At 71.7% G+C, this 26302-nt stretch carries 29 protein-coding genes; 12 read left to right on the top strand and 17 right to left on the bottom strand.

What is annotated here, in order from left to right:
• Positions 1-220: 220 nt before the first annotated feature.
• Positions 221-955, bottom strand: coding sequence for a DNA alkylation repair protein (locus tag OG406_RS33245; protein ID WP_329189287.1), 735 nt, complete (start codon positions 953-955; stop codon positions 221-223).
• 49 nt (positions 956-1004) lie between these two features.
• Here OG406_RS33245 and OG406_RS33240 point away from each other — a divergent pair, with 49 nt between their 5' ends.
• Positions 1005-1829, top strand: coding sequence for a TVP38/TMEM64 family protein (locus OG406_RS33240; protein ID WP_267050188.1), 825 nt, complete (start codon positions 1005-1007; stop codon positions 1827-1829).
• Here the strand turns inward: OG406_RS33240 and OG406_RS33235 are convergent.
• Positions 1826-3001, bottom strand: a complete 1176-nt coding sequence (locus OG406_RS33235) for a thiolase family protein (RefSeq protein ID WP_329189285.1) — start codon at positions 2999-3001, stop codon at positions 1826-1828. The genes OG406_RS33240 and OG406_RS33235 overlap by 4 nt on opposite strands.
• Before the next feature lie 210 nt (positions 3002-3211).
• Between OG406_RS33235 and OG406_RS33230 the strand changes: the two genes are divergently transcribed.
• The 3 genes from OG406_RS33230 (at position 3212) to OG406_RS33220 (ending at position 5124) form a co-directional block, all read left to right on the top strand.
• Complete coding sequence (locus OG406_RS33230; protein WP_164374808.1) at positions 3212-3673, top strand: winged helix-turn-helix transcriptional regulator; 462 nt, start codon at positions 3212-3214, stop codon at positions 3671-3673.
• A 227-nt stretch (positions 3674-3900) separates the two neighbouring features.
• The gene (locus tag OG406_RS33225; protein ID WP_164374809.1) at positions 3901-4776 is read left to right on the top strand and encodes an undecaprenyl-diphosphate phosphatase; all 876 of its coding nucleotides are present in this window, start codon (positions 3901-3903) and stop codon (positions 4774-4776) included.
• 168 nt (positions 4777-4944) lie between these two features.
• A complete protein-coding gene (locus tag OG406_RS33220) occupies positions 4945-5124 on the top strand; it encodes a hypothetical protein (protein WP_081224017.1) in 180 nt (59 codons plus the stop codon).
• Positions 5125-5229: 105 nt separating this feature from the next.
• On the opposite strand, the gene OG406_RS33215 is transcribed toward OG406_RS33220, so the two are convergent.
• Positions 5230-5970, bottom strand: a complete 741-nt coding sequence (locus OG406_RS33215) for an SDR family NAD(P)-dependent oxidoreductase (protein ID WP_329189283.1) — start codon at positions 5968-5970, stop codon at positions 5230-5232.
• 228 nt (positions 5971-6198) lie between these two features.
• Here OG406_RS33215 and OG406_RS33210 point away from each other — a divergent pair, with 228 nt between their 5' ends.
• Positions 6199-6687 carry a nuclear transport factor 2 family protein gene (locus OG406_RS33210; RefSeq protein WP_267050191.1) on the top strand — a complete coding sequence of 163 codons (489 nt, stop codon included), beginning with the start codon at positions 6199-6201 and terminating at the stop codon, positions 6685-6687.
• A 310-nt stretch (positions 6688-6997) separates the two neighbouring features.
• Complete coding sequence (gene lnt, locus OG406_RS33205; protein ID WP_329189281.1) at positions 6998-8584, top strand: apolipoprotein N-acyltransferase; 1587 nt, start codon at positions 6998-7000, stop codon at positions 8582-8584.
• On the opposite strand, the gene OG406_RS33200 is transcribed toward lnt, so the two are convergent.
• Positions 8502-9413, bottom strand: a complete 912-nt coding sequence (locus OG406_RS33200) for a Gfo/Idh/MocA family protein (protein ID WP_329189280.1) — start codon at positions 9411-9413, stop codon at positions 8502-8504. The two genes, lnt and OG406_RS33200, sit on opposite strands and share 83 nt — an antisense overlap.
• A 444-nt stretch (positions 9414-9857) precedes the next feature.
• Between OG406_RS33200 and OG406_RS33195 the strand changes: the two genes are divergently transcribed.
• Positions 9858-10328, top strand: a complete 471-nt coding sequence (locus tag OG406_RS33195; protein ID WP_329189278.1) for a hypothetical protein — start codon at positions 9858-9860, stop codon at positions 10326-10328.
• 27 nt (positions 10329-10355) lie between these two features.
• Here the strand turns inward: OG406_RS33195 and OG406_RS33190 are convergent, their stop codons facing one another.
• From OG406_RS33190 to OG406_RS33160, 7 genes are all read right to left on the bottom strand, one after another.
• Entirely contained in the window at positions 10356-10913 is a 558-nt protein-coding gene (locus OG406_RS33190; RefSeq protein WP_329191059.1) for a hypothetical protein, read from the bottom strand.
• Positions 10914-11060: 147 nt separating this feature from the next.
• The gene (gene ung, locus OG406_RS33185; protein WP_329189276.1) at positions 11061-11744 is read right to left on the bottom strand and encodes a uracil-DNA glycosylase; all 684 of its coding nucleotides are present in this window, start codon (positions 11742-11744) and stop codon (positions 11061-11063) included.
• Between the two features lie 167 nt (positions 11745-11911).
• The gene (locus OG406_RS33180) at positions 11912-13498 is read right to left on the bottom strand and encodes an ABC transporter substrate-binding protein (RefSeq protein WP_266611846.1); all 1587 of its coding nucleotides are present in this window, start codon (positions 13496-13498) and stop codon (positions 11912-11914) included.
• A 265-nt stretch (positions 13499-13763) separates the two neighbouring features.
• Positions 13764-14525 (bottom strand): SDR family oxidoreductase, encoded by a 762-nt coding sequence (locus OG406_RS33175; RefSeq protein ID WP_266854274.1) that lies wholly within the window; start codon positions 14523-14525, stop codon positions 13764-13766.
• A 17-nt stretch (positions 14526-14542) separates the two neighbouring features.
• Positions 14543-15304 (bottom strand): 3-oxoacyl-ACP reductase FabG, encoded by a 762-nt coding sequence (gene fabG / locus OG406_RS33170; protein ID WP_081223210.1) that lies wholly within the window; start codon positions 15302-15304, stop codon positions 14543-14545.
• A gap of 204 nt (positions 15305-15508) precedes the next feature.
• Positions 15509-15892, bottom strand: coding sequence for a DUF3037 domain-containing protein (locus tag OG406_RS33165; protein ID WP_081223211.1), 384 nt, complete (start codon positions 15890-15892; stop codon positions 15509-15511).
• Entirely contained in the window at positions 15889-16671 is a 783-nt protein-coding gene (locus OG406_RS33160; RefSeq protein ID WP_329189270.1) for a HipA family kinase, read from the bottom strand. Before OG406_RS33160 ends, OG406_RS33165 begins: the two co-directional genes overlap by 4 nt.
• Before the next feature lie 211 nt (positions 16672-16882).
• Here OG406_RS33160 and OG406_RS33155 point away from each other — a divergent pair, with 211 nt between their 5' ends.
• Positions 16883-17353 carry a Rieske (2Fe-2S) protein gene (locus OG406_RS33155; protein WP_267050195.1) on the top strand — a complete coding sequence of 157 codons (471 nt, stop codon included), beginning with the start codon at positions 16883-16885 and terminating at the stop codon, positions 17351-17353.
• 12 nt (positions 17354-17365) lie between these two features.
• On the opposite strand, the gene OG406_RS33150 is transcribed toward OG406_RS33155, so the two are convergent.
• The gene (locus tag OG406_RS33150) at positions 17366-18004 is read right to left on the bottom strand and encodes a cysteine hydrolase (RefSeq protein ID WP_164374819.1); all 639 of its coding nucleotides are present in this window, start codon (positions 18002-18004) and stop codon (positions 17366-17368) included.
• Positions 18005-18149: 145 nt separating this feature from the next.
• Between OG406_RS33150 and OG406_RS33145 the strand changes: the two genes are divergently transcribed.
• The gene (locus tag OG406_RS33145) at positions 18150-18617 is read left to right on the top strand and encodes a pyridoxamine 5'-phosphate oxidase family protein (RefSeq protein WP_081223215.1); all 468 of its coding nucleotides are present in this window, start codon (positions 18150-18152) and stop codon (positions 18615-18617) included.
• 22 nt (positions 18618-18639) lie between these two features.
• Here OG406_RS33145 and OG406_RS33140 read toward each other — a convergent pair whose 3' ends face one another.
• Positions 18640-19542, bottom strand: a complete 903-nt coding sequence (locus tag OG406_RS33140; RefSeq protein WP_164374820.1) for a LysR family transcriptional regulator — start codon at positions 19540-19542, stop codon at positions 18640-18642.
• A gap of 74 nt (positions 19543-19616) precedes the next feature.
• Between OG406_RS33140 and OG406_RS33135 the strand changes: the two genes are divergently transcribed.
• On the top strand, positions 19617-20552 hold the full coding sequence (locus tag OG406_RS33135; protein WP_329189265.1) for a DMT family transporter: 936 nt from the start codon (positions 19617-19619) through the stop codon (positions 20550-20552).
• Positions 20553-20612: 60 nt separating this feature from the next.
• On the opposite strand, the gene OG406_RS33130 is transcribed toward OG406_RS33135, so the two are convergent.
• Positions 20613-21944 (bottom strand): aminotransferase class I/II-fold pyridoxal phosphate-dependent enzyme, encoded by a 1332-nt coding sequence (locus OG406_RS33130; RefSeq protein ID WP_329189263.1) that lies wholly within the window; start codon positions 21942-21944, stop codon positions 20613-20615.
• A gap of 35 nt (positions 21945-21979) precedes the next feature.
• On the opposite strand from OG406_RS33130, the gene OG406_RS33125 reads away from it, so the two are divergent.
• Complete coding sequence (locus OG406_RS33125) at positions 21980-22666, top strand: pyridoxamine 5'-phosphate oxidase family protein (protein WP_329189262.1); 687 nt, start codon at positions 21980-21982, stop codon at positions 22664-22666.
• A gap of 101 nt (positions 22667-22767) precedes the next feature.
• On the opposite strand, the gene OG406_RS33120 is transcribed toward OG406_RS33125, so the two are convergent.
• The 3 genes from OG406_RS33120 to OG406_RS33110 all read right to left on the bottom strand — a co-directional run bounded on the left by OG406_RS33120 (position 22768) and on the right by OG406_RS33110 (position 25562).
• On the bottom strand, positions 22768-23745 hold the full coding sequence (locus tag OG406_RS33120) for a DMT family transporter (protein WP_329189261.1): 978 nt from the start codon (positions 23743-23745) through the stop codon (positions 22768-22770).
• A 202-nt stretch (positions 23746-23947) separates the two neighbouring features.
• Positions 23948-24958, bottom strand: a complete 1011-nt coding sequence (locus tag OG406_RS33115; protein ID WP_329189260.1) for an EamA family transporter — start codon at positions 24956-24958, stop codon at positions 23948-23950.
• A gap of 46 nt (positions 24959-25004) precedes the next feature.
• Entirely contained in the window at positions 25005-25562 is a 558-nt protein-coding gene (locus OG406_RS33110) for a Clp protease N-terminal domain-containing protein (protein WP_443067123.1), read from the bottom strand.
• Between the two features lie 248 nt (positions 25563-25810).
• On the opposite strand from OG406_RS33110, the gene OG406_RS33105 reads away from it, so the two are divergent.
• On the top strand, positions 25811-26239 hold the full coding sequence (locus tag OG406_RS33105) for a type II toxin-antitoxin system Rv0910 family toxin (RefSeq protein ID WP_164374826.1): 429 nt from the start codon (positions 25811-25813) through the stop codon (positions 26237-26239).
• Positions 26240-26302 lie beyond the last annotated feature (63 nt).

Here is a 26302-nt window from a genome sequence, read left to right as displayed (position 1 = left end):
GCTTCGGGCGCCGTCGACGGCTGCCGCAATGAACGGGACGGCAGCCTTCGGCGCATCCGCGACTGCGGATGCTGCGAAGAGGAAGGCGTACCGGAACATGAGCTGATACTCGCCCACGCGTCGTCCCCCGTCGAATGGTTTTCCCTCCGCGCGCACCGGGGCCTCGCACCGTGAACGCGGGTTCAGGAGGCGAGGGTTCGCGGAAAGGCGCCCCCGTGGTTCAGGGGCCGACGTTCTTGAGGGCCTCACGCAAGGAGAGCGGTGCGAGCCGCTCGCGTTCCGCGGCCACGAAGTCCCGTACCGCCTGCGGGTCCGTCTTCGCGTACTCGCGCAGACACCACCCGATCGCCTTCCGGATGAAGAAGTCCGTGTCCCCGGCCCGGCGGACGCAGTACGCGAACAGCCGCTCGACGTCGGTGGCCTCCTTGTGACGGAGCTGATGGAGCAGCGCCGTCCGGGCGACCCACAGGTCGTCGTCCTCGATCCAGGCGTCCATCTCGGAGCGCAGGCCGGGGTCGGCGGTCACGAGACCGCCCACGACGTGCGCGGCGAGCGCGTCGACCGTGTCCCACCAGGAGACGGTGGCGACGAGGTGCCGGGCCACCGGCAGGAACTCCGAGGACAGACGCGTCACATGACGGCGCAGGTAGTCGACGGCGAAGTACTGGTACTCGCGTTCCGGCAGCTCCCAACAGCGCAGCGCGAGGGCGGTGCAGTCCCTCTCGTCGGGGCGGGCGGTGTCCAGGAGCACGGTCCGCGAGAGGGCTCGGCGATCGGGCGTGCTCAGCCCGAGGAAAGGGGCGATGTCCTTCATGTACGCGCGCATGGACGCGGCACGCTCGGGATCCGCGGCAGCCGGGTAGACGACCGTGAGCCGCTCCATCAGAGTGTCCGCGAGCGGGCTGTTCGGCGCCTCGAACGGAGCACCTGACGTTCCGGAAGCTGTGACGCCCATGAGACGAACCATACGGCGATCACACACATGCGTCGGTTAGTGTCACCGGATGCTCGATGCCACCAACCGCTCTGGGGGCACCGCCACGGCCAGTCCCCAGGCCATCGCAGACAAGCTCGGCGTCACCACCGATCTGGTCGTCGCCGCCGAGCTCGTCGGCGCAGCGCCCGCAGCCCTCGACAGCGCACGCACCGGCACCGCCGCCCGCTGCCTGAGAGTGCTCCTCTCGCCCTGGTCACGCCTGTCCCTGTTGCTCGTCCTGCTGGCCGGCGCCGCGTCGAGCGTGCTGCTCTTCGAACCGCAGCGGCTGCTCGCGGACGGCTGGCCGCCCCAGCTCGGCGGCGCGGCGGCGGCGCTCGCGTTCGGCGTCGCGTACGGTCTGTGCACCGTCGCGTTCGTGCCGCGACCGCTGCTCAACCTGGCGGCCGGCGCCCTGTTCGGCTCCCAGCTGGGCCTCGCCACGGCGCTGGCGGGCACCGTGCTCGGCGCGGGCGTCTCCTTCGGGCTGGGCCGCATCCTCGGGCAGGACGCGCTGCGCCCCCTGCTGCGGGCCCGCTGGCTGAAGGCGGCGGACGGACAGCTCAGCCGGCACGGCTTCCGCTCGATGATGGTGGCCCGGCTCTTCCCGGGCGTGCCGTTCTGGGCCGCCAACTACTGCGCCGCCGTCTCCCGCATGGGCTGGCTGCCCTTCCTGCTCGCGACGGCGCTCGGCTCGATCCCGAACACCGCCGCGTACGCGGTCGCCGGCGCCCGCGCGTCGTCGCCGACCTCTCCGGCCTTCCTCATCGCGATGGGGTTCATCGCGGTTCCGGCCCTGGTCGGCGCCGTGGTGGCCTGGCGCAAGCGCCACCACCTGCGCGGCACGGCGTCCTAGGGGCGGACGGCCTCGAGGATCATCGCGTTGGCCAGGCCGCCCGCCTCGCACATCGTCTGCAGCGCGTAGCGGGCTCCGCGGACGCGCATGGCGTGCACGAGGGTCGTGGTGAGCCGGGTGCCGCTCGCGCCGAGCGGGTGACCGATCGCGATCGCGCCACCGTGCACGTTGACCTTGGACAGGTCGGCGCCCGTCTCCTGCTGCCAGGCGAGGACGACGGCCGCGAAGGCCTCGTTCACCTCGAAGAGGTCGATGTCGCCGAGGTCGAGGCCGGCCCTGCGCAGCACCTTCTCGGTGGCCGGGATGACGCCGGTGAGCATGAGCAGCGGGTCGGACCCGGTGACGGCGAAGCTGTGCAGCCGGGCGAGGGGCCGCAGGCCGAGACGGTCGGCGGTCTCGCCGGACATGATGAGCACGGCCGACGCGCCGTCGTTGATCGGGCTCGCGTTGCCCGCCGTGACCGACCAGTCGATCTGCGGGAAGCGGTCGCCGAACCCGGCGTCGTAGTAGGCGGGCTTCAGACCGGCGAGTGTCTCGGGTGTACTGCCCGGGCGGACGCTCTCGTCACGGGTGACGCCTTCCAGCGGTGCCACCTCGGCATCGAAGAGGCCGCTGTCCCATGCCTCGGCCGCCCTGCGGTGCGATTGCACGGCGTAGGAGTCCATCCGCTCGCGGGAGATGCCCCACTTGGCGGCGATGAGTTCGGCGCTGATGCCCTGGGGCACCAGCCCCTCGGGGTAGCGCTCGGCGACCCCGGGCCCGAACGGGTCCGTGCCCGCGGGCACGTTCGACCACATGGGGACCCGGCTCATCGACTCCACACCGCAGGCCACGACGATGTCGTACGCCCCCGACATGACGCCCTGCGCGGCGAAGTGGACGGCCTGCTGGGACGAACCGCACTGGCGGTCCACGGTGGTGGCGGGCACGCTCTCCGGGAAGCCCGCGGAGAGCACGGCGTACCGCGTGGTGTTCATGGCCTGCTCGCCGACCTGGTCGACCGTGCCGCCGACGACGTCGTCGATCAGCGCCGGGTCGATCCCGGCGCGCTCGACCAGTGTGCGGAGGGTGTGGGCGAGGAGTTCGACGGGGTGGACGTGGGCGAGCGAGCCGCTCGGCCTGCCCTTACCCACGGGCGTGCGTACGGCTTCGACGATCACGGCGTCACGCATGGGATGCCTCTCAGGTCTCTGAGGTCTCCGAGGTCTCCGAGGTCGGGGACCGGCGGCCGGGCGGGTTCGACGGGCCGCGCTCGGCGCGCCACGTCGGGATGCGCCGGGGCGACGCACCGCGACTCAGTGCGTTTGATTTTCCAACCCACTAAGTGACCCAAGAGTAACCGAGTGAGTTGGAACATCCAACCCTCCCCGTAGACTGGGCCCATGAAGGACGCGCGCCCCTGTTCCATCGCCGCCACCCTCGCCCTCGTCGGCGAGAAGTACTCCCTGCTGGTCCTGCGCGAGGTGTCGCTCGGCGCCACCCGCTTCGACCAGCTGGTCCGCAACACCGGCGCCCCGCGCGATGTGCTGACCACCCGGCTGAAGCGCCTCGTCGACGCGGGCGTCCTGGAGAAGGTGCAGTACAGCGAGCGGCCCAGGCGCTACGAGTACCGGGCGACGGCCGCCGGGCTGGAGCTGGAGCCCGTCCTGCTGACCCTCATGGCGTGGGGCGACCGCCACCTCCAGGAGGACGGTGCGCGGCCCATGGTGCTGGAGCACACCTGCGGTCACGAGCTGGTCCCCCAGGTGGTCTGCCGCGAATGCGGCGAGCAGGTCGACCACCACACCCTGACGCCGCACCCCCAGAGCCCGGGGTGGACGGTGACCGGGCCGGCGGTGGCGTAGGGCTGCCCGCGGTGGCACAGGGGCGGTCGGACGACCGGGTTCCGCCGGGCCGGCCCACAGGCGTACCGGTGTCCCCGGGCGAACCTCGCGTGGGGAGCCGGTGAAACCCCTGTGGCGGGATGTTCGGACGCGGGCGCTACGCTGCCCTCAACACCCGTGATCACCTCGCACCGCGATACGGCGTGCCCGTCGCCCTCCCTCGATCAGCGCTTGGACCACGTAACTTCATGTCTTGGTTTGAATCCCTCATCCTCGGACTCGTCCAGGGGCTGACCGAATTCCTTCCCGTCTCCTCCAGCGCGCATCTGCGGCTGACCGCCGCGTTCGCGGGCTGGGAGGACCCCGGTGCGGCCTTCACCGCGATCACCCAACTGGGCACCGAGGCGGCCGTGCTGATCTACTTCCGCAAGGACGTGGGACGCATTCTGTCGGCGTGGTTCCGCTCGCTCACCGACAAGGCGATGCGCAGCGACCACGACGCCCAGATGGGCTGGCTGGTGATCGTCGGCTCGATCCCGATCGGCGTGCTCGGCGTCACGCTCAAGGACCAGATCGAAGGGCCCTTCCGCGATCTGCGGGTCACCGCGACCATGTTGATCGTGGTGGGCATCGTCATAGGCGTCGCCGACCGGCTGGCGGCCCGCGACGAGACGGGCGGCCGACACCGGGCGGCCAAGCAGCGCAAGGCACTTGAGGACCTGAACACCAAGGACGGCCTGATCTACGGCCTCTGCCAGGCGATGGCCCTGGTCCCCGGCGTCTCCCGCTCGGGCGCGACGATCAGCGGTGGCCTGTTCATGGGGTACACCCGTGCGGCGGCGGCCCGTTACTCCTTCCTCCTCGCCATGCCGGCCGTCCTCGCCTCCGGCACCTTCGAGCTGAAGGACGCGGCGGCGGAGGGCCATGTCGCCTGGGGCCCCACGATGTTCGCCACGCTCATCGCCTTCGGCGTCGGGTACGCGGTCATCGCCTGGTTCATGAAGTTCATCTCGCACAAGAGCTTCATGCCGTTCGTCTGGTACCGGATCGTCCTCGGCATCGTCATCATCGCGCTGGTCACGATGGGCACACTGAGCCCGCACGCGGCCGAGTCGGCGGGCTGACCTCCCATACGACCCCGCGACGGCGCAGAGGGCCAGGTCAACCGGCTTCTCCACAGAGGAAGTTCGGCACACCGCGTGACGTCGTTCCGTTTCGTCGTGACGAAGGGCATACGGGTTGCGTAGCCGTCCGGTAGCGCAGTGTCAGTCCTTGCCCCTAGGCTGGTGCGCATGTCCCCCGACTTCGATCCCTCTGGTTCCGTGCGTTCGGCCGCCGCGTTAAACGAACAGATCCGTGCCCTGTGGATGCGGGCGGGCGGATCCCTGTCCGCGCAGGAGCGGGCGGAGTACGAGCTGTTGGTCGTGCGGTGGGCCGAGGCGATCCGCGGGGAGATCATCGAGGCGGCCTGAAGTCCGCCCACCGGAAGCCCGCAGGTGCCTCCGGGGTCATCGTCCGCCGGAGGCACGTCGGTTTCCCCGGCTCAGCGCCGGCCGAAAGCCCGTTGTTCTCCCGGATCAGCGCCCGCCGGACACCCGCAGCACCGCTCCCGTCGCGTACGACGCGTCGTCTGACATCAACCACGCGATGGCGGCGGCGATCTCCTCCGCCCGGCCGACCCGGCCCAGCGGAACCGACGGGGCAGCGCGCTCGGCTCGGTCCGGGGCGCCCATGGCCGCGTGCATCTCGGTGTCGATCATCCCGGGAGCGACCGCGTTGACGCGGATGCCGTCGGCACCCAGTTCCTTGGCGAGTCCCGTGGTCAGCGCGTCGACGGCCGCCTTGCTCGCCGCGTAGTGCACGAACTCGCCGGGACTCCCCAGGGTGGCCGCGGCCGAGGACACGTTGACGATGACACCACCGCCCAGGGCCGCCATCGAGCGGGCGGCACGACGCGAACACAGCAGCGTGCCCAGCACGTTGACCTCCAGCACCCGCCGCAGATCTGCGGGATCGGCGTCCGCGAGACGGCCGAGCGGCCCGGTCACCCCGGCGTTGTTCACCAGTCCCGTCACCGGTCCGAGCAGCTCCTCCGCCGTGGCGAACAGCCGCTCCACATCGGTCTCGTCGGAGGTGTCCACACGCACCGTGACACAGCGCGCACCGGTCTCACGCACGGCGGACGCCGTCCGCTCGGCGGCGTCGGCATCGCTGACGTAGCCGACCACCACGTCGTGCCCGTCCGCCGCGAGCCGCACACAGGTCGCGGCCCCGATGCCCCGGCTGCCGCCCGTGACGATCGTGACGGGACGTGTCATGACAACCTCCTGGTTCGGCCGACCGCGGCACCCCGGGTCCGCGGTCGAAGTGGATCACCCACGATGGCAGACCGGTTCCGCGGACGCCTCACCGGCCGTGGTCGCCGGTCCCTGCCCGCCGTCCCCGGTCCCGGCGACTCGGGCGGAAACGGAACCCGAAGCGGCCGGACACCGAATAACCCCGCCCACCCCCTTGGCGTGGCACGCCCGGTGGCCAACACTGAGCCGATGACGCAGCGCGTGGAACTCGCGACCGTGATGGACCGGTTGGCCGTGGACGGACTCGTGACCGAGTACGCGGTGGCGGTGGACGACGGCGACTGGGACGCCTACCGAAGGCTGTTCACGAAGGACGGACGCGCCGACTACCGCACGGCCGGCGGCATCGAGGGCGACGCCGGTCAGGTCGCGGAGTGGCTCGCCACCAGCCTGGAGCTGTTCTCGATGCGCCAGCACCTGATCGTCAACCGGCGCGTGCGCTTCGACCTCCTGGACCAGAACGCGGGCGACACCGCCCTGCTCCAGGCGGACTACATCAACCCGATGAGGCTGGCCGGCCAGGACGGAGCCTCCACCGCCCCCGACTTCGTGTGCGGCGGACGCTACGCCTTCGGCCTGCTGCGTACGGACGACGGCTGGCGGCTGCGTCAGGTGGTCGTCGAGGAGAAGTGGCGCCGGATGCCGCAACCCCGCCGGCACGCCCCGGCGACATCCTGATCCACCGGACCCCCACGACCCCGGCGCCCGCATCTCCCGGTCACCTCCGCATCCCGGCCCCCTGGGCCCCTCAGCACCACCGCACCACCGCACCACCGCACCACCGCACCACCGCACCACCGCACCACCGCACCACCGCACCACCGCACCACCGGCCCGCACTACCCCCTCCCTCCTCCCCGCCAACGTGCCAGGTGTCACGACCTGGGTCGCTTTCCCCGGTGCGCGCCCCGCCCCGCTCTCCGTGCCCCCTGTCGTAGATCGTCGGGGACGCGCACACTGGAGGGACCACCGGGGAGGGAGGCACGTTGTGAAGAGGCCCGATCGTCCGCTCGACCGATGGCTCGTCTCCCCCTGGAGGCGGAACATCGTGGCGGCGCTGGCCGGCGCGCTGCCCATGCTCGCCTTCCCGGCCCCGTCCTGGTGGTGGTTCGCGTACGTCGCGCTGGTGCCCTGGATCCTGCTGGCCCGCGCGGCGCCCACAGGCAGGCGTGCCGCGTACGACGGCTGGCTCGGCGGGCTCGGTTTCATGCTGGCCGTGCACCACTGGCTGCTGCCGAGCCTGCATGTCTTCACGGTCCTCATAGCGGCCCTGCTCGGCGCGCTGTGGGCCCCTTGGGGCTGGCTCGTCCGCCGGTTCCTGGCAGGAGTGCCCTCGGCGGGCCGGATCGGCGCCGCCCTCCTCGTCCTGCCCTCGGGGTGGCTGGCGGTCGAACTCGTCCGTTCCTGGCAGGGACTGGGCGGTCCCTGGGGTCTGCTCGGTTCGAGCCAGTGGCAGGTCGAACCCGCGCTGCGGCTGGCCTCGGTCGGCGGGGTGTGGCTGCTCAGCTTCCTGCTCGTCGCGGTCAATGTCGCGATCGCCGTCCTGGTCGCGGTGCGCGAGTCCCGGCTGCCCGCCGTGGCCGGACTGGTCGCGACGGCCGCCGCGACCTCGGCCGCCTGGATGTGGTCGCCGCGCCCGGACGTCGACGGCCGCATACGGATCGCCGTCGTGCAGCCCGGCGTCGTGGACGGCGGCGCCGGCGGTGACAGGCGGTTCGACCGGGAGGAGGTCCTCACCCGGCAACTCGCGGGCCGGGGAGCCGATCTGGTCGTCTGGGGCGAGAGCAGCGTCGGGCACGACCTCGCCGGACGGCCCGACCTGGCGAACCGCATCGCGACACTGTCACGCGAGGTGGGTGCCGACATCCTGGTGAACGTCGACGCGCGCCGCACCGACCGGCCCGGGATCTACAAGAGTTCGGTGCTGGTGGGTCCGCAGGGCCCGACCGGCGACCGCTACGACAAGATGCGGCTGGTCCCGTTCGGCGAGTACGTGCCGGCGCGTTCCCTGCTGGGCTGGGCGACCTCCGTCGGCAAGGCGGCCGGCGAGGACCGGATGCGGGGCACCGGGCAGGTGGTGATGGACGTGGGGCACGGGCTGCGCATCGGTCCCATGGTGTGCTTCGAGTCCGCGTTCCCCGACATGAGCCGCCATCTCGCCGAGGACGGTGCCGAGGTGCTGCTCGCCCAGTCGTCCACGTCGAGCTTCCAGCACAGCTGGGCGCCGGAGCAGCACGCCTCGCTCGCCGCGCTGCGGGCCGCCGAGACCGGCCGCCCCATGGTGCACGCCACGCTCACCGGAGTCTCCGCGGTGTACGGCCCGAGCGGCGAGCGGATCGGTTCCTGGCTCGGCACGGACGCGAGCGAGGCCGCGGTGTACGAGGTGCCGCTGGCCACCGGCGTCACCCCGTACGTCCGGTTCGGGGACTGGCCGGTGCACGGTGCCCTGCTCGTCCTGGCAGCGCTGTGTCTGACGGAGGGCGCCCGGGCGCTCAGAGTGCGACGGAGCGTTCCTGAACCGCCAGGACCACCCGCTCGCACAGCTCATGAGTCGCCAGCGCGTCCCGGGCGCTGAGCACCTTTCCCGCGCGGACGGCGTCGAGGAACGCCAGGACCACCTGCTCGATGCCCCGCTGCCGGGCCACCGACACCCAGTCCCCGCGCCGCCGCACGGTCGGCTGTCCCTTGTGGTCCACGACCTCGGCGAGGTTGACGACCTGCCGCTTGGTGTCCTGGCCCGACACCTCGAGGATCTCCTCGTTCGAGCCGCTCATCCGGTTCATCACACCGAGAGCGGTGAAGCCGTCTCCGGCGAGCTGGAGCACGATGTGGTGCAGCAGGCCGCCCTCCGTGCGGGCACGGACGGTCACGTCGTCGACCGGGCCGGGTACCAGGAACCGCAGGGTGTCGACGACATGGATGAAGTCGTCGAGGACCATCGTCCGAGGGGCCTCGGGCAGCCCGGTGCGGTTCTTCTGCATCAGGATCAGCTCGCGCGGGTGCTCGACGCACTGCGCGTAGCCGGGGGCCAGACGGCGGTTGAAGCCGACGGCGAGGCTGACGTTCCGCTCCTCCGCGAGCCGCACGAGCCGCTCGGACTCGGCGAGTTCGTAGGCGAGCGGCTTGTCGACGTACGTCGGGACGCCCGCTTCCAGCAGGCGCGTGACGATCTCCGGGTGGGCGACCGTGGCCGCGTGCACGAACGCCGCGTCGAGGCCCTGCGCCAGGAGGTCGTCCAGGTCGGTGTGGCGCTGCGGCGCCGGCAGGTGGAGGGTGTCGGCGACCCGGGTGAGCGTCTCGGGGTTCCGTGTCTGGAGGTGCAGCTCGATCCCCGGCTGCACGCCGAGCACCGGCAGATACGCCTTCTGCGCGATGTCGCCGAGTCCGATGCAGCCGACCTTCACAGCGATCTCCTTCGTTCGTCCGGGCCTGTCCGCGCGCGCCTGTCCCGGCGCGACCGTCCGAGGGCGGGGCCGGAGACCGTGCTCCGTCGGAAGCATACGGCCGCAGCGTCGGGCGTCCGTCGGCGATGTCGTCCGCGCGGCGCGGGAAAAGCGCAGGTCCGCCGTGGTCGGCACCGATCGCCGCCCTGTGTGGGGCAGTTCGGTGGCACTCGCTCGTCGCGATCGCGGACCGCCCGGGCCACACCTCCCGGGCCGACGACCCAGAGACCGCGAACGCCCTCGATGGACCTGGCTCGCAGTCACCGTGGCGCCCCGGCTCATGACCTTCTCCGTCGTCAGCCCGCCGCGTCCCACACCCGCCGGAGGAGCGGAAGGATCACTCGTGCGGGGCAACCTGCGTCTCCCCGCTCCCCAAAGCCGTTGCGAACCAGCAGAGTTGCCGGGGTGCATCGAACGACGACGACCGCGACGCTCCTGGTCACCGTGGCGGTCACCGCCCTCTCCGGCTGTATGACGGTCCAGCGGCCCCCCGCCTCCGGCCCGCCGACCGCCCCGTCCGGATCCGCCGTGCCGCAGCCGGGCGGCAGGGCGGAACCGCAGATCGTGCAGGCACCGGCCCGCGAAGCCCTGGAACGCGTCGCCCCTTCCAGGAAGCCGAAGCCCGCCGCGCCACACCGGCAGCGGGCCGCTCCCCCGCAGGCGGCGGCACCGGCGGCGCCCGCGCGTCCCCACCAGCGTCACCCGCGCCCGGCCCCTCCTGCCGCGCCGCACCACTCCGAGCCCCGCGCCGCCGCCCCGCGTGTCTCCCCCGACGTGCCGAAGAACGCGGATGTGTGCGCCCTGGGAAGGGCCTACGGCGGCTGGAAGGCGGACAGTCCGGAGGCGGTCATCTGTTCCGGGACCTACGGACACTGATCCCGGCCCTCGGCACTCCGCCCGCTCTCACGGACGCTGTCTCGGCGGTCCCAGGGTCTCTCCCCCGGGACCGCCGAAACGGTCGGGTCGGTCCGTCTCCACCGAGCTGCCGGGACCCTTGATGCGCAGTTCGAGGCGGCCGATCGCGGCCCGGACGCCGTCCCCGTAGCGATCGTCCGCGAGCGCGCCGGTCGCTCCGCGCGCGTGGCCCAGATGGGTGCGCGCCGCCTCGGACCGTCCGAGCTTCACGTAGTCGGCCGCGAGGTTCAGATGGAGCGAGGGGTAGAACGCGCGTACGGCGAGGGACTGGTGGTGCTCGGCGACCCTGCCGTCCGACAGCTCGTCGGCGGCCGACAGGGCTCGCAGGTCCCACGCGAGTTCGTCCGCGGGATCGTCCTGGGTGTCGGCCATGTAGTGCGCCAGGGTGCAGCGGTGGAGGGCGTCGCCGCCCTCGCCGATCTCCTCCCACAGGTCCAGGAAACGAGTCCTGGCCTCCTCGCGGTCACCGGCGTGGTGCAGCATGACGGCCTGTCCGATCCTGGTCATCATGGCGTCCGGCGCCGCCTGCTCCTGTTGCTCCGCCACCGCGTCCTCCAGGCTCGTCACTGTCTCCGCCGACGCTAGCCCGAGCCACGGACAATCCCGCTCAGGCGCCCCCGTGCACCGATGGGCCAGGCCGGTGACGGTCCTGACCCATCGGAGGGCGCCGACGGACGCCGGCGGACGCCGGTCTCAGCCGAGGTCCGGAACGGTCCAGTCGATCGGGTCGTGACCCTGCGCCGCCACGGCCGCGTCGATCTGCGTGAACGGACGTGAGCCGAACCACTTCTTCGCCGACAGCGGGGAGGGGTGCGCCCCCTTCACCACCACGTGCCGTGTCTCGTCGATGAGCGGGAGCTTCTTCTGCGCGTAGTTGCCCCAGAGCACGAAGACCGCGGGATCGGGACGCTCGGCCACCGCGCGGATGACCGCGTCGGTGAACTTCTCCCAGCCCTTGCCCTTGTGCGAGTTGGCCTCACCGGCACGCACCGTCAGCACCGCGTTGAGCAGCAGGACGCCCTGTTCGGCCCACGGCATGAGATAGCCGTTGTCCGGGATCGGGGTGCCTAGCTCCTCCTTCATCTCCTTGTAGATGTTCCGCAGCGACGGCGGGGTCTTCACTCCCGGGCGGACCGAGAAGCACAGGCCGTGTCCCTGGCCCTCGCCGTGGTACGGGTCCTGACCGAGGACGAGGACCTTCACGCGCTCGTACGGCGTGGCGTCGAGCGCGGCGAAGACCTCCTCCCGCGGAGGGTAGACGGGGCCCTTCGCACGCTCCTCCTCGACGAACTCGGCGAGTTCCTTGAAGTAGGGCTGCTGCAGCTCCTCGCCCAGTACTCCGCGCCAGGACTCGGGCAGCATGGCGATATCGGTCACGTCAACTTCCTCCGATGTGCGGTCACTTCCAGACCACAGAACCTACCGTCGCCCACTGACAACGGGTTCCGTGCCCCGTACCGCCCACCGTCCGGCGGAGCCCGGCCGGGCGACAGGCCCCGGCCGCCCGACCGCACGCGGACGTCACCGCCGCCGGTCCGGGCCCGCTACCAGCTGGTCTTGCGGTCCAGCTCCCACATCGTCATGATCGTCGACGGGTCCAGGGCCCGTTCGCCGCCGGAGATCTCCCCGCTCGCGGCCACGTACTGCTTGCCCTGCCACAGGGGCAGCAGCCGGGCGTCGTCGACGAGGATCTGCTGCGCCTCCTCGAACTCCTTGACCACGGCGGCGCGGTTGCTCACCCCGCGGGAGTCGGGCAGCAGGTGCTCGGTGATGCGCGGCGCCGGGTACGGCGTTCCGAGCGCGTTCTGCTCGCCCACGAAGGGGGCGATGAAGTTCTCGGCGTCCGGGAAGTCGGGGAACCAGCCGCGCCCGAACACCGGGTACTCGCCGTCGCGGTAGCCGGCTTCGTAGGTCTTCCAGGGGCGGCTCTTGAGGGTGACGGTGAACAGGCCGGAGGCGTCGAGCTGCCGCTTGAGCTCGCGGAACTCCGGAGCGGTCTCGGAGCCGTAGCGGTCGGTCGTGTACCAGAGGGTGAGCGGGACACGGCGGTCGATCCCGGAGTCCAGGAGGATCTTGCGGGCCTTGGACGCGCTGGGGCTGCCGTAGGCGTCGAAGTAGCCGGTGGTGTGACCGACCAGGCCGGCCGGGACCATGGAGTACAGCGGGTCGACGGTGTCCCGGTAGACCTTGTGCGCGATGGCCGGCCGGTCGACGATCTGCGCGATCGCCCTGCGGACGGCGGCCTTGCCGGCCCAGGGGTCCTTGGGGTTGAAGACCAGGTAGCTGATCTCGGTGCCCGCGCCCTCGACGAGCTGGAGGTCCTTGTCGGTGCCGCCGCCCTGCAGGTCGACGATGTCGGAGGCGGCGAGACCGCGGTAGGTGAGGTCGATCTTCCGGTCCTTCAGGGCCCCCACCATCTGGGCCGAGTCCGGGAAGTAGCGGATGGTGACCGCGTCGTTCCGGCGCTCGGCGAAGCCCTCGTAGTGACTGTTCCTGACGAGTTCGGCCTGCTTGCCCTCCTGGTAGGACTCCAGGCTGTAGGGCCCGGAGCCGAAGATCCGGTCGCCCTTGCGCAGGGAGCCGGCCGGGTACTCCTCGGGGTCGACGATCGACATCGCCGGGGTGGCCAGCACGAACGGGAAGGTGGCGTCCGGCTGGTTGAGGTGGAAGACGATCTCGCGCTTGCCGAGCACCTGGACGCGTTCGAGGCTGCCGAGCAGACCGGCGGGGCCGCCCCGGACGTTGATCTTCCTGATGCGGTCGATGGAGTACTTGACCGCCCGGGCGTCCAGCGGGTCTCCGTCGGAGAACGTCAGGTCCGCCCGCAGTTCACAGCGGTAGGTGCGGTTGGTTCCGTCTGTGAACGCGCACTTCTCGGCCGCGTCCGGCTGCGGGCTCACCGAACCGTTCGGGTAGCCCAGCAGGGTCTGGTAGATGTTGCGGAACAGCTCCCAGGACCCGTCCCAGGAGGCCGCGGGATCCAGCGTGCTCGGGGCACTCGTGGTGCCCACCACGATCGGCCCCTTGTCTTCGGACGAGCCCGAGGAGAAGACGCCGCATCCGGCCACCAGGGTTATGGACGTGATCGCAGCCAGCTGTCTCAGGCATCTGTTCCGGTTGAACACGCGCACGCTCCTCGATCTGCCGTACCAAGGGTCGGCAGACCATACCGCAGCATTCCGGTATCGGAACCGTGTTCGCGGCAGGGCACTTGATCAGCATGTTTGTGACTACGTTGTCAGGATCCTGTGGACCGTCCGGCACTCCGGATATCGGACTCCGCGTCGCTCGGCGCGGGCACCCGCGTTGTCGACTCCCCACAACACGAGGGCCGGTGGTCCCCCGCGTGCGGGAGGCCACCGGCCCTGGGCTCGGGGAATGTTCCCCGACGGTGTCTCAGGCGACGCCGGCGTTCAGGAAGAGACCGCCGTCGACCACGAGCGTCTGACCGGTGACCCAGTCCGACTGCTGCGAGGTGAGGAACGCGGCTGCCCCGCCGATGTCGGTGGGCACGCCGAGCCGGTTGAGCGGGTAGGCCGCGGCGGCCTCCGCCTCACGGCCCTCGTACAGTGCGGCCGCAAACTTCGTCTTCACGACGGCGGGCGCGATCGCGTTGACGCGTACCTTCGGCGCGAACTCGTGCGCCAGCTGCACGGTGAGGTTGATCATCGCGGCCTTGCTGATGCCGTACGCGCCGATGAAGGGCGAGGGCGCGAGGCCTGCGACGGAGGCGATGTTGACGATGGCGCCGCCGTTCTCGCTCTGCCACGCCTTCCAGGTCTGCTGGGCGAAGCCGAGCGCGGAGACGACGTTGGTCTCGAAGACCTTGCGCGCCACGTTGAGGTCGAGCTCGGCGATCGGGCCGAACACCGGGTTCGTACCGGCGTTGTTGACCAGGTAGTCGACGCGGCCGAAGGCCTCCATGGTGCGTTCGACGGCGACGGCCTGGTGGGCCTCGTCGTGCGCCTTGCCGGCGACGCCGATGACACGGTCGGCGCCGAGTGCCTCGACGGCCTCCTTGAGGGCGTCCTCGTTGCGGCCGGTGATGCAGACCCGGTCACCGCGGGCGACCAGGGCCTCCGCGACGCCGTAGCCGATACCGCGGCTCGCGCCCGTGATGAGCGCGACCTTGCCCGACAGTTCGGGAAGAGTGGTCATGTCGGTTTCCCCCGGCCTCAGTTGAGCGGTCCGCCGGCCACGTACAGCACCTGGCCGGAGACGAATCCGGCGGCTTCGCCGGTGAAGAACGCGATGCTGTTGGCGATGTCGTCGGGGTTGCCGACGCGCTGCACGGGGATCTGGGTGGCGGCCGCGGCCTGGAAGTCGTCGAAGTCCATGCCGACGCGGGCGGCGGTGGCGGCGGTCATGTCGGTGACGATGAAGCCGGGCGCGACGGCGTTCGCGGTGACGCCGAACTTGCCGAGCTCGATGGCGAGGGTCTTGGTGAAGCCCTGCAGACCGGCCTTGGCCGTGGAGTAGTTGGCCTGGCCGCGGTTGCCCAACGCCGACGAGGACGACAGGTTCACGATCCGGCCGAACTTGGCCTCCACCATGTACTTCTGCACGGCCTTCGCCATCAGGAAGGCACCGCGCAGGTGCACGTTCATGACGGTGTCCCAGTCGGTCGCGCTCATCTTGAACAGCAGGTTGTCGCGCAGGACGCCCGCGTTGTTGACCAGGATGGTCGGCGCGCCGAGCTCCTCGGCGATGCGGGCGACGGCGGCCTCGACCTGGGCCTCGTCGGAGACGTCGCAGCCGACCGCGAGGGCCTTGCCGCCGGCGGCGGTGATCTTCTCCACGGTGTCCTTGCACGCGGCCTCGTCGAGGTCGATCACCGCGACGGCGCGGCCCTCGGCGGCCAGACGTACGGCGGTCGCGGCGCCGATGCCGCGCGCGGCACCGGTGACTACGGCGACGCGCTGCTCAGTGGTGGACATTGCTGGTTCTCCTCGCCCTTGGAAAAGCCGGCCCAAGCCCGGCCAAGCTGTCTCGACAACCTTGCGGCGCCTTCGGGAGCCCCGAAGGACCTGCGGCTCACACGGTACGCCCGTCCGGTGAGCGACCGCTTAGTACCTTCAGCAGACGTGACGCTAGAAGCCCTGGCACCCGGTGTCAACGGCACACCGCGCGCATGTGATCCATTACCTGACCAGCAGCTGGAGCAACCGCTCGGTCTCGGCCTCCGGATCGGCGGTCAGGCCGGTGTGCACGGGGCCCGGCTGGACGACCGTGGAGCGGGGTGCGATCAGCCAGCGAAAACGCCGCCCGGCATCGTCCCCCGCCGCCTGACCGGCGGCTTTCCCTCCGGCGCAGACCCCTTCGACGGCGCGCAGCGCGGCCCGCACACCCGCGACGTCCGCGCCCGGGTCGAGCGCGAGCAGTTTGCCCTCGTCCAGATGGGTCCGGGCGGCGACGAAGGTCCGGGCGCGGCAGTACACCAGCACACCCGCGTTGAAGCACTCGCCGCGTTCGACGCGCGGCACCACCCGCAGCAGCGCGTACTCGAAGACGTCCCGTTCGCTCACATGTCCCCCTCGGTGCCGTGGATGCCGTCGGCGCCCTTGATCCGCCGGTGGATGACGCCCGCCCGGGCCAGCAGCGGTCGCGCGTAGGCGCGGCGCAGCGCGTCGGCCGACTCGAATCCCGGTTCGTCCGCCAGCCAGGCGTCGGGGATCTGGGCGGTGACCTCGGCGAGCAGGTCCTCGGTGATCAGCGGGGCCAGCTCGGCGGCCGCGGCGGCGATGTCCGGGCGGAAGGGCGCGAGAGCGTGGTCGGCGATGTCGTACGGCTTGGCCGCGGAGGTCTCGGCTCCGGGCCAGTGGTGGTGCCAGATCATCGTGGCGCCGTGGTCGATGAGCCACAGTTCGCCGTGCCACATCAGCAGGTTGGGGTTGCGCCAGGACCGGTCGACGTTGTTGACCAGGGCGTCGAACCAGACGATCCGGCCGGCCTCCTCGGGTCCGACCTCGAAGGCCAGCGGGTCGAAGCCGAGGGCGCGGGAGAGGAAGTCCATCCCGAGGTTCGGTCCGCCGCTCGACTTCAACAGTTCCTGGACCTCCTGGTCGGGTTCGCCGAGGCCGAGGACCGGGTCGAGGCCGATGGTCACGAGGCCGGGCACCCGCAGTCCGAGCCGGCGCGCCAGCTCACCGCAGACGACCTCCGCGACGAGTGTCTTGCGCCCCTGGCCGGCGCCGGTGAACTTCATGACGTACGTCCCGAGGTCGTCGGCCTCGACGAGTCCCGGCAGCGATCCGCCCTCACGCAACGGCGTGATGTACCGGGTGGCGTTGACTTCCTTGAGCATCGCCCCAGGTTACTGGGGCGTTCACGTCCGGCGGACGCAGCCCGCGGGCCGCGCCGGAACCGGTTGGCCGGACGGGAGCGCCCCCTCGGGGCGGCCGTTCCTGTCGACCGGCTGTCGATCCGGTCAAGAAGTCCTCATGCCCTGAACAGGGCGGACGGCCCGACCGTACTTCTGATCAGAACCACCTCCGTCCGTCGAAGGGAACGTCAGCATGACCAGCGAATCGCTTCACCCCGTGCCGGGTCCGGCACGGCGCACCGTCGTGGCGGCGGTCGGCGCGGCGGGACTCGCCGTGGCGCTGACCGCGTGCGGTGCGGACGACAAGGCGTCCGACAGTGTGGGCTCCGGCGACGGCGGGAGCGGCGGCAAGAGTTCGGGCGGCGGGGCAGGCGGCGGCACGGAGCTGGCGAAGACCACGGACATTCCGGAGGGCGGCGGCAAGGTCTTCGCCGACCAGGGAGTCGTCGTGACCCAGCCCGCGGCCGGTACCTTCAAGGCCTTCTCGTCGAAGTGCACCCACCAGGGCTGCGCGGTCAAGGGGATCGCCAACGGCGTGATCACCTGCCCCTGCCACGGCAGCCAGTTCTCGGCCACCGACGGCAGTGTGAAGAAGGGGCCCGCGACCAGCGCCCTGGCCGCCGCGACCATCACCGTCGAGGGCGACTCGATCAAACTCGCGTGAGCGTGCCGGGCGTCATCGCCGTGGCCCCTTGAGGCACGCGAGCACGTCGTCGGTCGTCGTGATGGTGGCGACCAGTGCGAGGGTGTTCCGGATCATCGCGGGGGTGTACTCGGCGGGTACCCCCGCGATGGCGTCCGACGGCACGACGACGGTGTAGCCGCGGTTCACGGCGTCGAACACGGCGTTGGGGACAGCGATGTTGGCCGAGACGCCCGTCACGACGAGGGTGCGGCAGCCGAGATTGCGCAGCAGTGGATCGACGTCGGTGCCTGCGATCGGCGACAGTCCGTGCAGGCGGCGCACGACGAAGTCCTCCTCGGCGACCTCGATGGGCGGCGCGACCCGCACCGCCGTGGTGCCGGTCAGCTGCTGCACGGGCAGGCGTTCGGCCGCGCGGAACAGCCGGGCGTTGCGGTTCGCGCCGCGGCCGTCCGGGCGTCGTTCGGCGACGGCGTGCACGACCTGCACACCGCTCTCGTGCGCCGCGTCGACCAGGCGGGCCACCCGGGCCAGCACTCCGGAGGAGCGTGCCTCCTTGGCGAGTTCGGGTAGCGCGCTGTCCTGGCCCACGACACCCTGTTGGCACTCGATGGTGAGCAGGACCGTGCCGGCGGGGTCGAGGAGTTCACTGAGGTGCTCGGACGACGGCATGGCTCTCCTTGTCGTCGTGGGTCGGGGCGGGCGAGCGTAACGACCATTGCGTGAGGACGGAAGACACCTCATGCTTTTCTGACGGAACGTCAGAGACCCCGGTCCGCAGGGAGCGGGGCCCACAGACACAGGACGAGGGGACCGTATGGCCGTCACTCAGCGCCGAGGCCGGAAGATCATGATGACTCCCGGTGAACTGGACGAGTTCCTCACGACCCAGCGCACCTGCCGCGTCGCGTCCGTGTCGAAGGACGGCGTCCCGCACGTCAGCGCGCTCTGGTTCACCTGGGACGGCACCTCGCTGTGGCTCTACTCGGTGGTGCGCAGCAAGCGCTGGGTGCAGCTGCGCAACGATCCGCGCGTCGCCGTCGTGATCGACTCGGGTGAGGAGTACGGGGAGTTGCGCGGTGTCGAGCTGTCCGGCACCGTCGAGTTCGTGGGCGAGTTCCCTCGGACCGGAGAGCTGTGCGCCGAACTCGACGTCCCCGAGACCCTGTTCGCGCGGAAGAACTTCGGGCTGGAGGAGATGCCGCACGACGGCCGGCACGCCTGGATGCGGCTGACCCCGGACGCCATCGCCTCCTGGGACTTCCGCAAGCTGCCCCCGATGTAGCCGAACCGCCGCACCGGGCGGCTCACTTGACCGCCTCTCCCGCTCTGCGCAGGGCGTCCACCGCCGCCCTGATCGACGGCCTCCGGTCGGCGTCGGCCCGCCACACCACGTAGACGTGCCGACGCACCCGCTGGCGGACGGGGACCGTGACGACACCCTCGGGCATCGGATGGCGTCCGAGGAGGGGGGCCACGCACACGCCGAGGCCGGCGGCGACCAGCCCGAGCTGGGTGTGCGTCTCCGCGGCACGATGTCCGACGTGCGGTTCGACACCCTTGGAGCGCAGGGTGAACATCAGCCACTCGTGGCAGAACTCGCCCTCGTTCCAGGTGATCCACTCGTCGTCCGCGAACTCCCCGAGGTCCACCTCGTCCCTGCCCGCGAGCCGGTGCCCGGCGGGCATCGCCACATCGGCGGGGTCGTCGAGGATCGACGCCTTCACCAGGCCGTCGGGCAGCGGCATCGGCTTGTTGTACCAGTCGAGCACCACCGCGAGGTCGAGGTCGCCGCGGACCACTCCCGCGACCCCGGCCTCCGGCTCCAACTCACTGGAGCGCACCCGCAGTCCGGGGTGCTCGGTGCGCAGCGCGGCGAGCGCGGCCGGGAACAGCCCGCGCGCCGCGGTCGGGAACGCCGACAGCCTCAGCTCGCCCACCACCTGCCCGCGGTGCGCCTCCAGGTCCGACCGCGCCAGCTCGACCTGGGACAGGATGCGCGCCGCGTGCTCGGCGAGCAGCCGCCCGGCGTCGGTGAGCCGCACACCCCGGCCGTTCTTGGCGAGCAGTTGCTGGCCCACCTCGCGCTCCAGCTTGGACATCTGCTGCGAGACGGCCGACGTCGTCACGTGCAGCCCCTCGGCCGCCGCGCTCACCGAGCCGTGCCGCGCGAGGGCGTCGAGAGTGCGCAGGCGCTCCAGATTCAACATGTAAGCGATGCTACGAGATACCGCTCGAAACTTCTCGCTTGTGCTACGACATCGCGGTGCCCCATCGTGGCCTCATGACCACCGTCGCCACACCCCGCACCGCATCGCCGACCGGCACCCCGGCCCGCCCCCGTACCGCCCTGGACTGGCGGATCCGGTTCGGTGTCCTGTCCCTGATCTGGGGGTTCAGCTTCCTGCTCATCAAGGTCGGCACGGACGGCTACGCGCCCTTCCAGGTCACCTTCGGCCGGCTGCTGTTCGGGACGGCGGTGCTGGTGGCCGCGATGGCGGTGAAGCGGGAGCGGCTGCCGCGCGGGGCGCGCACCTGGGGTCATCTCGCGGTCGCCGCCCTGCTGCTGAACGCGCTGCCGTTCTCCCTGTTCGCCTACTCCGAGCTGACCATCCCGTCCACGCTCGCCGGCATCTGCAACGCGACGTCACCGCTGTGGGGCATGGCGCTCTCCCTGGTCGCCCTCTCCGAGGACCGGCCCACCCGGCGCAGGGTCGCCGGCCTCGGTATCGGTTTCCTCGGTGTCCTGACCGTCCTCGGCGTCTGGCAGGGCTTCCACGGTCTCGACGCCACCGGCACCGCGATGGCCCTGCTCGCCTCGCTCAGCTACCCGGTCGGCTGGATCTACGTCCGCCGCACCCTGGCCGGCACCGGCGCCTCGCACCTGTCCATGACCGGCGTCCAGTTGCTCCTGGCGACCGTACAACTCGCCTTCGTCACGCCGCTGTTCACCACGCTGCCGAGCCGATTCCCGGTGGTTCCCCTGCTCGCGATCGTCGCTCTGGGCGCGCTCGGCACCGGCCTCGCGATCTTCCTGCAGTACGGCATCGTCGCCGAGGTCGGCCCGACGACGGCACAGATGGTCACGTACTTCATCCCGGTCATCGCCACCGCCGCCGGTGTCGCGATCCTCGGCGAGTCGCTGGCCTGGTCGACCCCGGTCGGCGCGGTGATCGTCCTGGCGGGCGCGGCCCTGACCCAGGCGAAGCCGCGCCGCTGACCCGCGGGGCGACCGGCGTCCGGCGCGTCACCGGAGCCGCCCTCGGCCACCACGCGCACCTCAGACGTAGCGGCGGGCGGGACCGGGACCCACGGCCGCGGCCACGGCGTCCGCGAGCGGTTCCATGTCGTCGAGCCCGAGGGGCGAGACGGTGATCCGGATGCCGGGCGGCGCGCTCATCCGGAACCGGGCGCCGGGGGCGACCGCCCAGCCGGCGTGCAGCAGACGGGCGACGGCCCCGGTCTCGTCCGGGACGGGGATCCAGACGTTCATGCCGCTCCGCCCGTGCGCCGCGACGCCACGCGCTTCCAGGGCGGAGATCAGGGCGTCGCGGCGCCTTCCGTAGGCGTCGGACACGGCGACCACGTCGACCGCGCCGGAGGTCCACAGATGGACCACGGCCTTCTGCAGCAGCCGGCTCACCCAGCCGGGGCCGAGCCGCTGCCGGCCGTGCACGCGGTCGACCGTGACGGCGTCCCCGGTGAGCACGGCGAGCCGCAGGTCGGGTCCGTAGGCCTTCGCGGCGGAGCGCACGAACGCCCAGTGGCGGGTGACCCCGGCGAGTGGATGCAGGGGCACGTCGACGATCCGGTGACCGTGGTCGTCCTCGACGAGCAGGGTCTCGGGGTACTCGGCGAGCACGGAGCGCAGGGCACGCGCGCGTGCGGCGGTCACCGCGGCGCCGGTGGGGTTCTGCGCCCGGTCGGTGACGATCAGGGCCCGTGCCCCGCCGGCCAGCGCGCGCCGTACGTCGTCGGGCAGCGGGCCCTCGTCGTCGACACCGACCCCGACCGTCCGCAGGCCGAGGACCGGAGCGAGGTCGAACACACTGCCCCAGCCGGGGTCCTCGACCGCCACCGCGTCGCCGGGCTTGAGGTGCGCGGCCAGGACCCGCTCGATGGCGTCGAGCGATCCGGAGGTCACGACCACGGGCCCCTCGGGCACTCCGTCCGCGTCGAGGTCGGCGCGGGCGACGCGCCCCAACTCCGGCTCCACGGGGTCCTCCCCGTACTGCACGGGGTGCAGGTCGGACTCCCGGCCCGCCACGGCGAAGGCTTCGGCGAGGCCGGGCAGCAGCGTCCGGTCGGGGTTGCCGTGGGCGAGGTCCCGGACGCCCTCGGGGACCTCCACCCGGAGGTACTCCCGTCCCGTGGTGACCGGCTTCGACCGCACCCGGCTGCCCCGCCGGCCCGCGGTCTCGATCACCCCGCGTTCCCGCAGCGTGCGATAGGCGGCCGCGACCGTGTTCGGATTGACCCCGAGCCGCTCCGCCAACTCCCTCATCGGCGGGAGCAGTTGTCCCGGCTCCAGCTCCCCCGACCCCACCGCGCGCTCGACACTGGCAGCGATGTCGGCTGCGCGGCGCCCTTCGATCCGATACTCTCCTAGCACAAACAAGATTATGCACTAGTGCAATGGAGAAGGCAATGCCGGAGACGAGCACCCAGCCGAGGACGACGCAGTCCGCTGCCTACACCCCGACCGACCGCACCGTCCCGACCCGCTCCAGGGAGCGTGCCGCGTACGACCACGAGATGGTGCACGCGATACTCGACGAGGGATACGTCTGCCACCTCGGCTTCGTCCGCGACGGCGCCCCGGTCGTGCTGCCGACGCTGTACGCGCGGGCCGGTGAGCGGCTCTATGTCCACGGTTCCACCGGGTCCCGCCCCCTGCGGATGACCGGCCAGGCCGATCCCGGTCTGGCCGTGTGCCTCACCGTGACGCACGTGGACGGACTCGTCCTCGCCCGCTCGGCCTTCCACCACTCGATCAACTACCGCTCCGTGGTGGTGCACGGCATCGCCCACCAGGTGACGGACCCCGAGGAGAAGCGCCTGGCCCTGGACGCGCTGGTCGACCACGTCGTCGCCGGACGTTCGGCCGACTCCCGGCCCGCCAATGCCAAGGAACTCGCGGCCACCGCCGTGATCAGCCTCGACCTGAACGAGGTCTCCGCCAAGCTGCGCACCGGCGGTCCGAACGACGACGAAGAGGACCTCGGTCTTCCGTACTGGACCGGTGTGGTCCCCGTGACCAGGGGACACGGCACCCCGGTCCCGGCGGACGACCTGGCCCCGGGCATCGAGCTTCCGGACTACCTGGCCGGCTGACGGCCCGCCGGTCGCGCGGGACCTGCGGCCGGCGCGGCCGGCGCATGGAGCCGGGGTTGCGGGTGCGGTCCGGTCGGCCCGCACCCGCGACCCCGCCGTCCTCACACGAGCGCCGCCTCCCGCTCCGCCGTCGAACGGCGGTCGGCCCCCGCGGCGCGCGCCTCGGCCACCGCGAGTCCCCCGACGGAGCCGAGCATGAGGAGGGTGCCGACGACGGTCGGCAGGGTCAGCCGCTCGCCGAGCAGGCAGACGGCGAGTACCGCCGCGCTGACCGGTTCCAGCAGCATGATCACGGACACCGTCGCCGAGCGGACGACGGCGGCACCCGCGAAGAAGCGGGCGTAGGCCAGCGCCGTGGGAACCGCGGCGATGTACGCGAGCAGGGCCAGCGTCTGGACCGGGTGCGCGGTGTGCGGCGTCATCCCCTCGGCGAGCGCGAGGGGCAGCAGGCACACGGTGGTGACGGCGAACGCCCCCACCGTCGTGGCGGACCCGTCGGCCCGGCCGTCGCGACCCCACCAGCGGGTGAGCAGGGTCATCGCCGAGTATCCGGCCGCCGAGAGCAGGGCGAGCAGGACGCCCCAGGGCCGTACGGTCGCGCCCTCACCACCCAGGACCAGCACTCCGAGCCCGGCGAGCGCTCCGACGACGGCCGTGCTCCCGCCGCGCCCGAGCCGCTCCCCCAGGGTGAGCCGCGCGCCGAGCGCGATGAGCACCGGCCCCGCGCCCAGCGTGACGACGGTCGCCACCGCGAGCCCGGTCGCCTCGACAGCGGCGAAGTAGGCGGTCTGGAAGACCGCGAGGCCGATCCCCGTGAGACCGATCCGCAGTGCCCTGCCGCCGAGCGGCTCCCGGAGGGCGGGACGGACCGGGCGCCGCCCCGGACGCACCCGCACGGCGAGCAGCAGGGCGAGCCCGCCCGCGCAGCGCCAGAAGGAGAGGGCGACCGGCCCCATGTCACCGGCCCGGTAGACCAGTGACGCGGCCGCGCCCGCGGTGCCCCAGGCGGCACCGGCGACGATCAGATAGAGCAGGCCTCGCCCGATGGGCAGGCCGGAAGAAGTGTTCGCGTTCGACACGTGTTCTCTCCGCAGTTCCGCAGAAGTTCGGGAAGGGACCACGTCGTCGTCCCGGCCGTGGCGGCGGGGACGTACGGAAAGGTCCTCGGGCTTCTTCTGCGGGCAGCGCCGTTCCGCCCGGCGCGGGCCGGGCGGGTCTTCGGAACGCCCGCCTCAGGCGGCCGGAGGCGGAAGAACGAGCGTCGCTGGCATGATCCGCAGCCTAGACGGCGGTTCCGTGGGCCGACAACTCCCTTTCGGCGTCGCCCGGCCCACCGGCCACCGGTCCGTCGGAGGGCTTCGCCGGAGCCGACGACTGCGCGATGAAGGCGCCGAGCAGGACGACCGCTCCGCCGATGATCTGCGGAGCCGAGAGATGCTCGCCGAGCAGCACCCAGGCGAGGACGGTGGCGATCACCGCTTCGAGACAGGCGACCACGCCCGCGACCTGCGGGGAGAGCCTGCGTACCGAGAGCACCCCGGTGACGTAGGCCACGACGGTGGCGATCAGCACGATCCAGCCGAGGAGCAGCGAGGCGAGGACGGACGTGCCGTTCATGTCCGCGCTGCCGCCGAGGACGGCCCAGTCCATCGTCCACGGGCGGGCGACGGCGGTCAGCACGACCGTGCCGACGAGCAGCCCGTACGCGATGACACCCAGCGGTTCGGGTGCCTCGTCCCCGGCGTCGCCGCCCTGGTCGGACAGCACGAAGTAGCCGACCTGGCAGCAGGCGGCGCCGAGCGCGAGCAGGAGCCCCAGGAGGTCGAAGCTCAGCCCCGACCACACCTCGACCACGCAGGCGAGTCCGCCGGCGGCGAGGACGACGCCGAGCGCGGCGGCACGGGTGACGGGCCTGCGCTGCACGAACCGCACCCAGCCGAGGACAAGCGCCGGAGCGAGGTACTCCACGAGCAGGGCGACACCCACGGGGATACGGGAGATGGCGGCGAAGTAGCAGGCCTGGACACCGGCCACGCCGAGGAGCCCGAACCCGGCGAGCAGCGCGGGGCGGCGCCTGACCAGCGCCCGGTGCCAGACGGCCCACGGCAGCATGATCAGCGCCGCGCCCGCGACCCTCAGCCACACCACGTGGAGCGGGTCGAGCCCCGCCTCGATCAGCGGCTTGGCCGCGACACCCGATCCGCCGAAGGCGACCGCCGACACGAGCGCGAGCCCCAGGCCCACCCCTCTGCCACCACTGCCCTGACTCCCCTGAGACGTATGCACGGGCACATGATGACAGGCGATGACATGACCGTCATCCCCGATGACACCTGTCTCAACGACTGGACTCCGTCGCCGCCCCTTCCGGCGGCACCGGGACGTCGACCCCGGCATGCGCGAGGACCTCGACCGCTCTCGACCGGGGATCGGCGACGAGCGCGGCGAGCAGGTCGAGGCCTCGGGCGCGTTCGTCCCCGCGCACCAGGGCGCTCTCCTGCGCCCGCTCCATCGCGCCGGCCGCCGCGGGCGACCAGCCCGCCTCGGTCACGACCGGGACGGCGCCGGAATCCTCGACGGTGCCCTGCCAGCGCAGTCCGTAGCCGATGCTGCGCTGCACGAGGTAGCCGAGGAGCCGGGCGAGCTGCGCTCCCCCGTCGACAGCGGCGCGCACCTCGGGGTCGGACTCCAGCAGCGAGTGCAGCAGATGAGCCGTGTCGATCTGCCGGTCGCCGTCCCGCAGCGCCCGTCTTCGCGCACCGGAGACCACCGAGGCCAGCTCCGCGCTGAGACCGGCATCGTTGTCAGGAGGATTCGGGCCGCTCGCGGCGGCGGACTGCTGGGGGATACGGGATGACACATCTCCCACCTCATCAGCCCCGCGGAGCCGGGGCATCCCCGGCGGGCAGCATCTTGGCGTCCGACACAGGGTGGGCAACCCTGTGCGGATTCTCCTCCCTGCGGATGACTTCGCGCCGATTCTTCCCGAGGGGGGCGCGCCGCCTTGCCCCCTCTCTCCGAGCCCCTCAGCCGCCTCCCGCAATTCTGACGGTTCATCAGTATTGAATGTTGCCGGGCCTGCGGCTACGTTCCGCGACACCGGAGCTGCGCCGGGCGCAGCCGCCGACACAAAGGGGTGGTCGCATGGCCGAAGTCAGCGCGGAAGCACGCATCGAGGCGCCCGCCGAGAAGATCTGGGACCGGCTCACGGACTGGTCGGGATACGGGGAGTGGAACGCGACGCACACGAACTTCCCGAACGGCGGACCCGAGAAGTTCCAAGTCGGCGGCACCTTCGCGGAGAACATGAAGCTCATGGGCTTCCCGGCCGAGGTCACCTGGACGATCGAGGAACTGGAGCCCGGCCACGTCCTGGCCATCCGCGGCAAGGGCCCGATGGCGGTGAACGTCACCACGCGCTACACGCTCACCCCCGACGGGGACGCCACGTCGGTACGGATCGACGGCGAGTTCACGGGTGCCGCGGTCTCCCTCATGGCCGGCAAACTCAAGGACTCGGCGACGGCCGCGCTCGACGAGTCGTTGCGCAAGCTGTCCGGACTGGTGGCCTGAGTCCCGCGCGGTTCCGCATCGCGCACGGCGGGACCCGGCACCCCGTATGCGGAAAGGCGCCCC

It is taken from the genome of Streptomyces sp. NBC_01428, from assembly GCF_036231965.1.
GTDB lineage: Bacteria > Actinomycetota > Actinomycetes > Streptomycetales > Streptomycetaceae > Streptomyces.
This window is presented reverse-complemented; position numbering and strand designations above follow the sequence as displayed.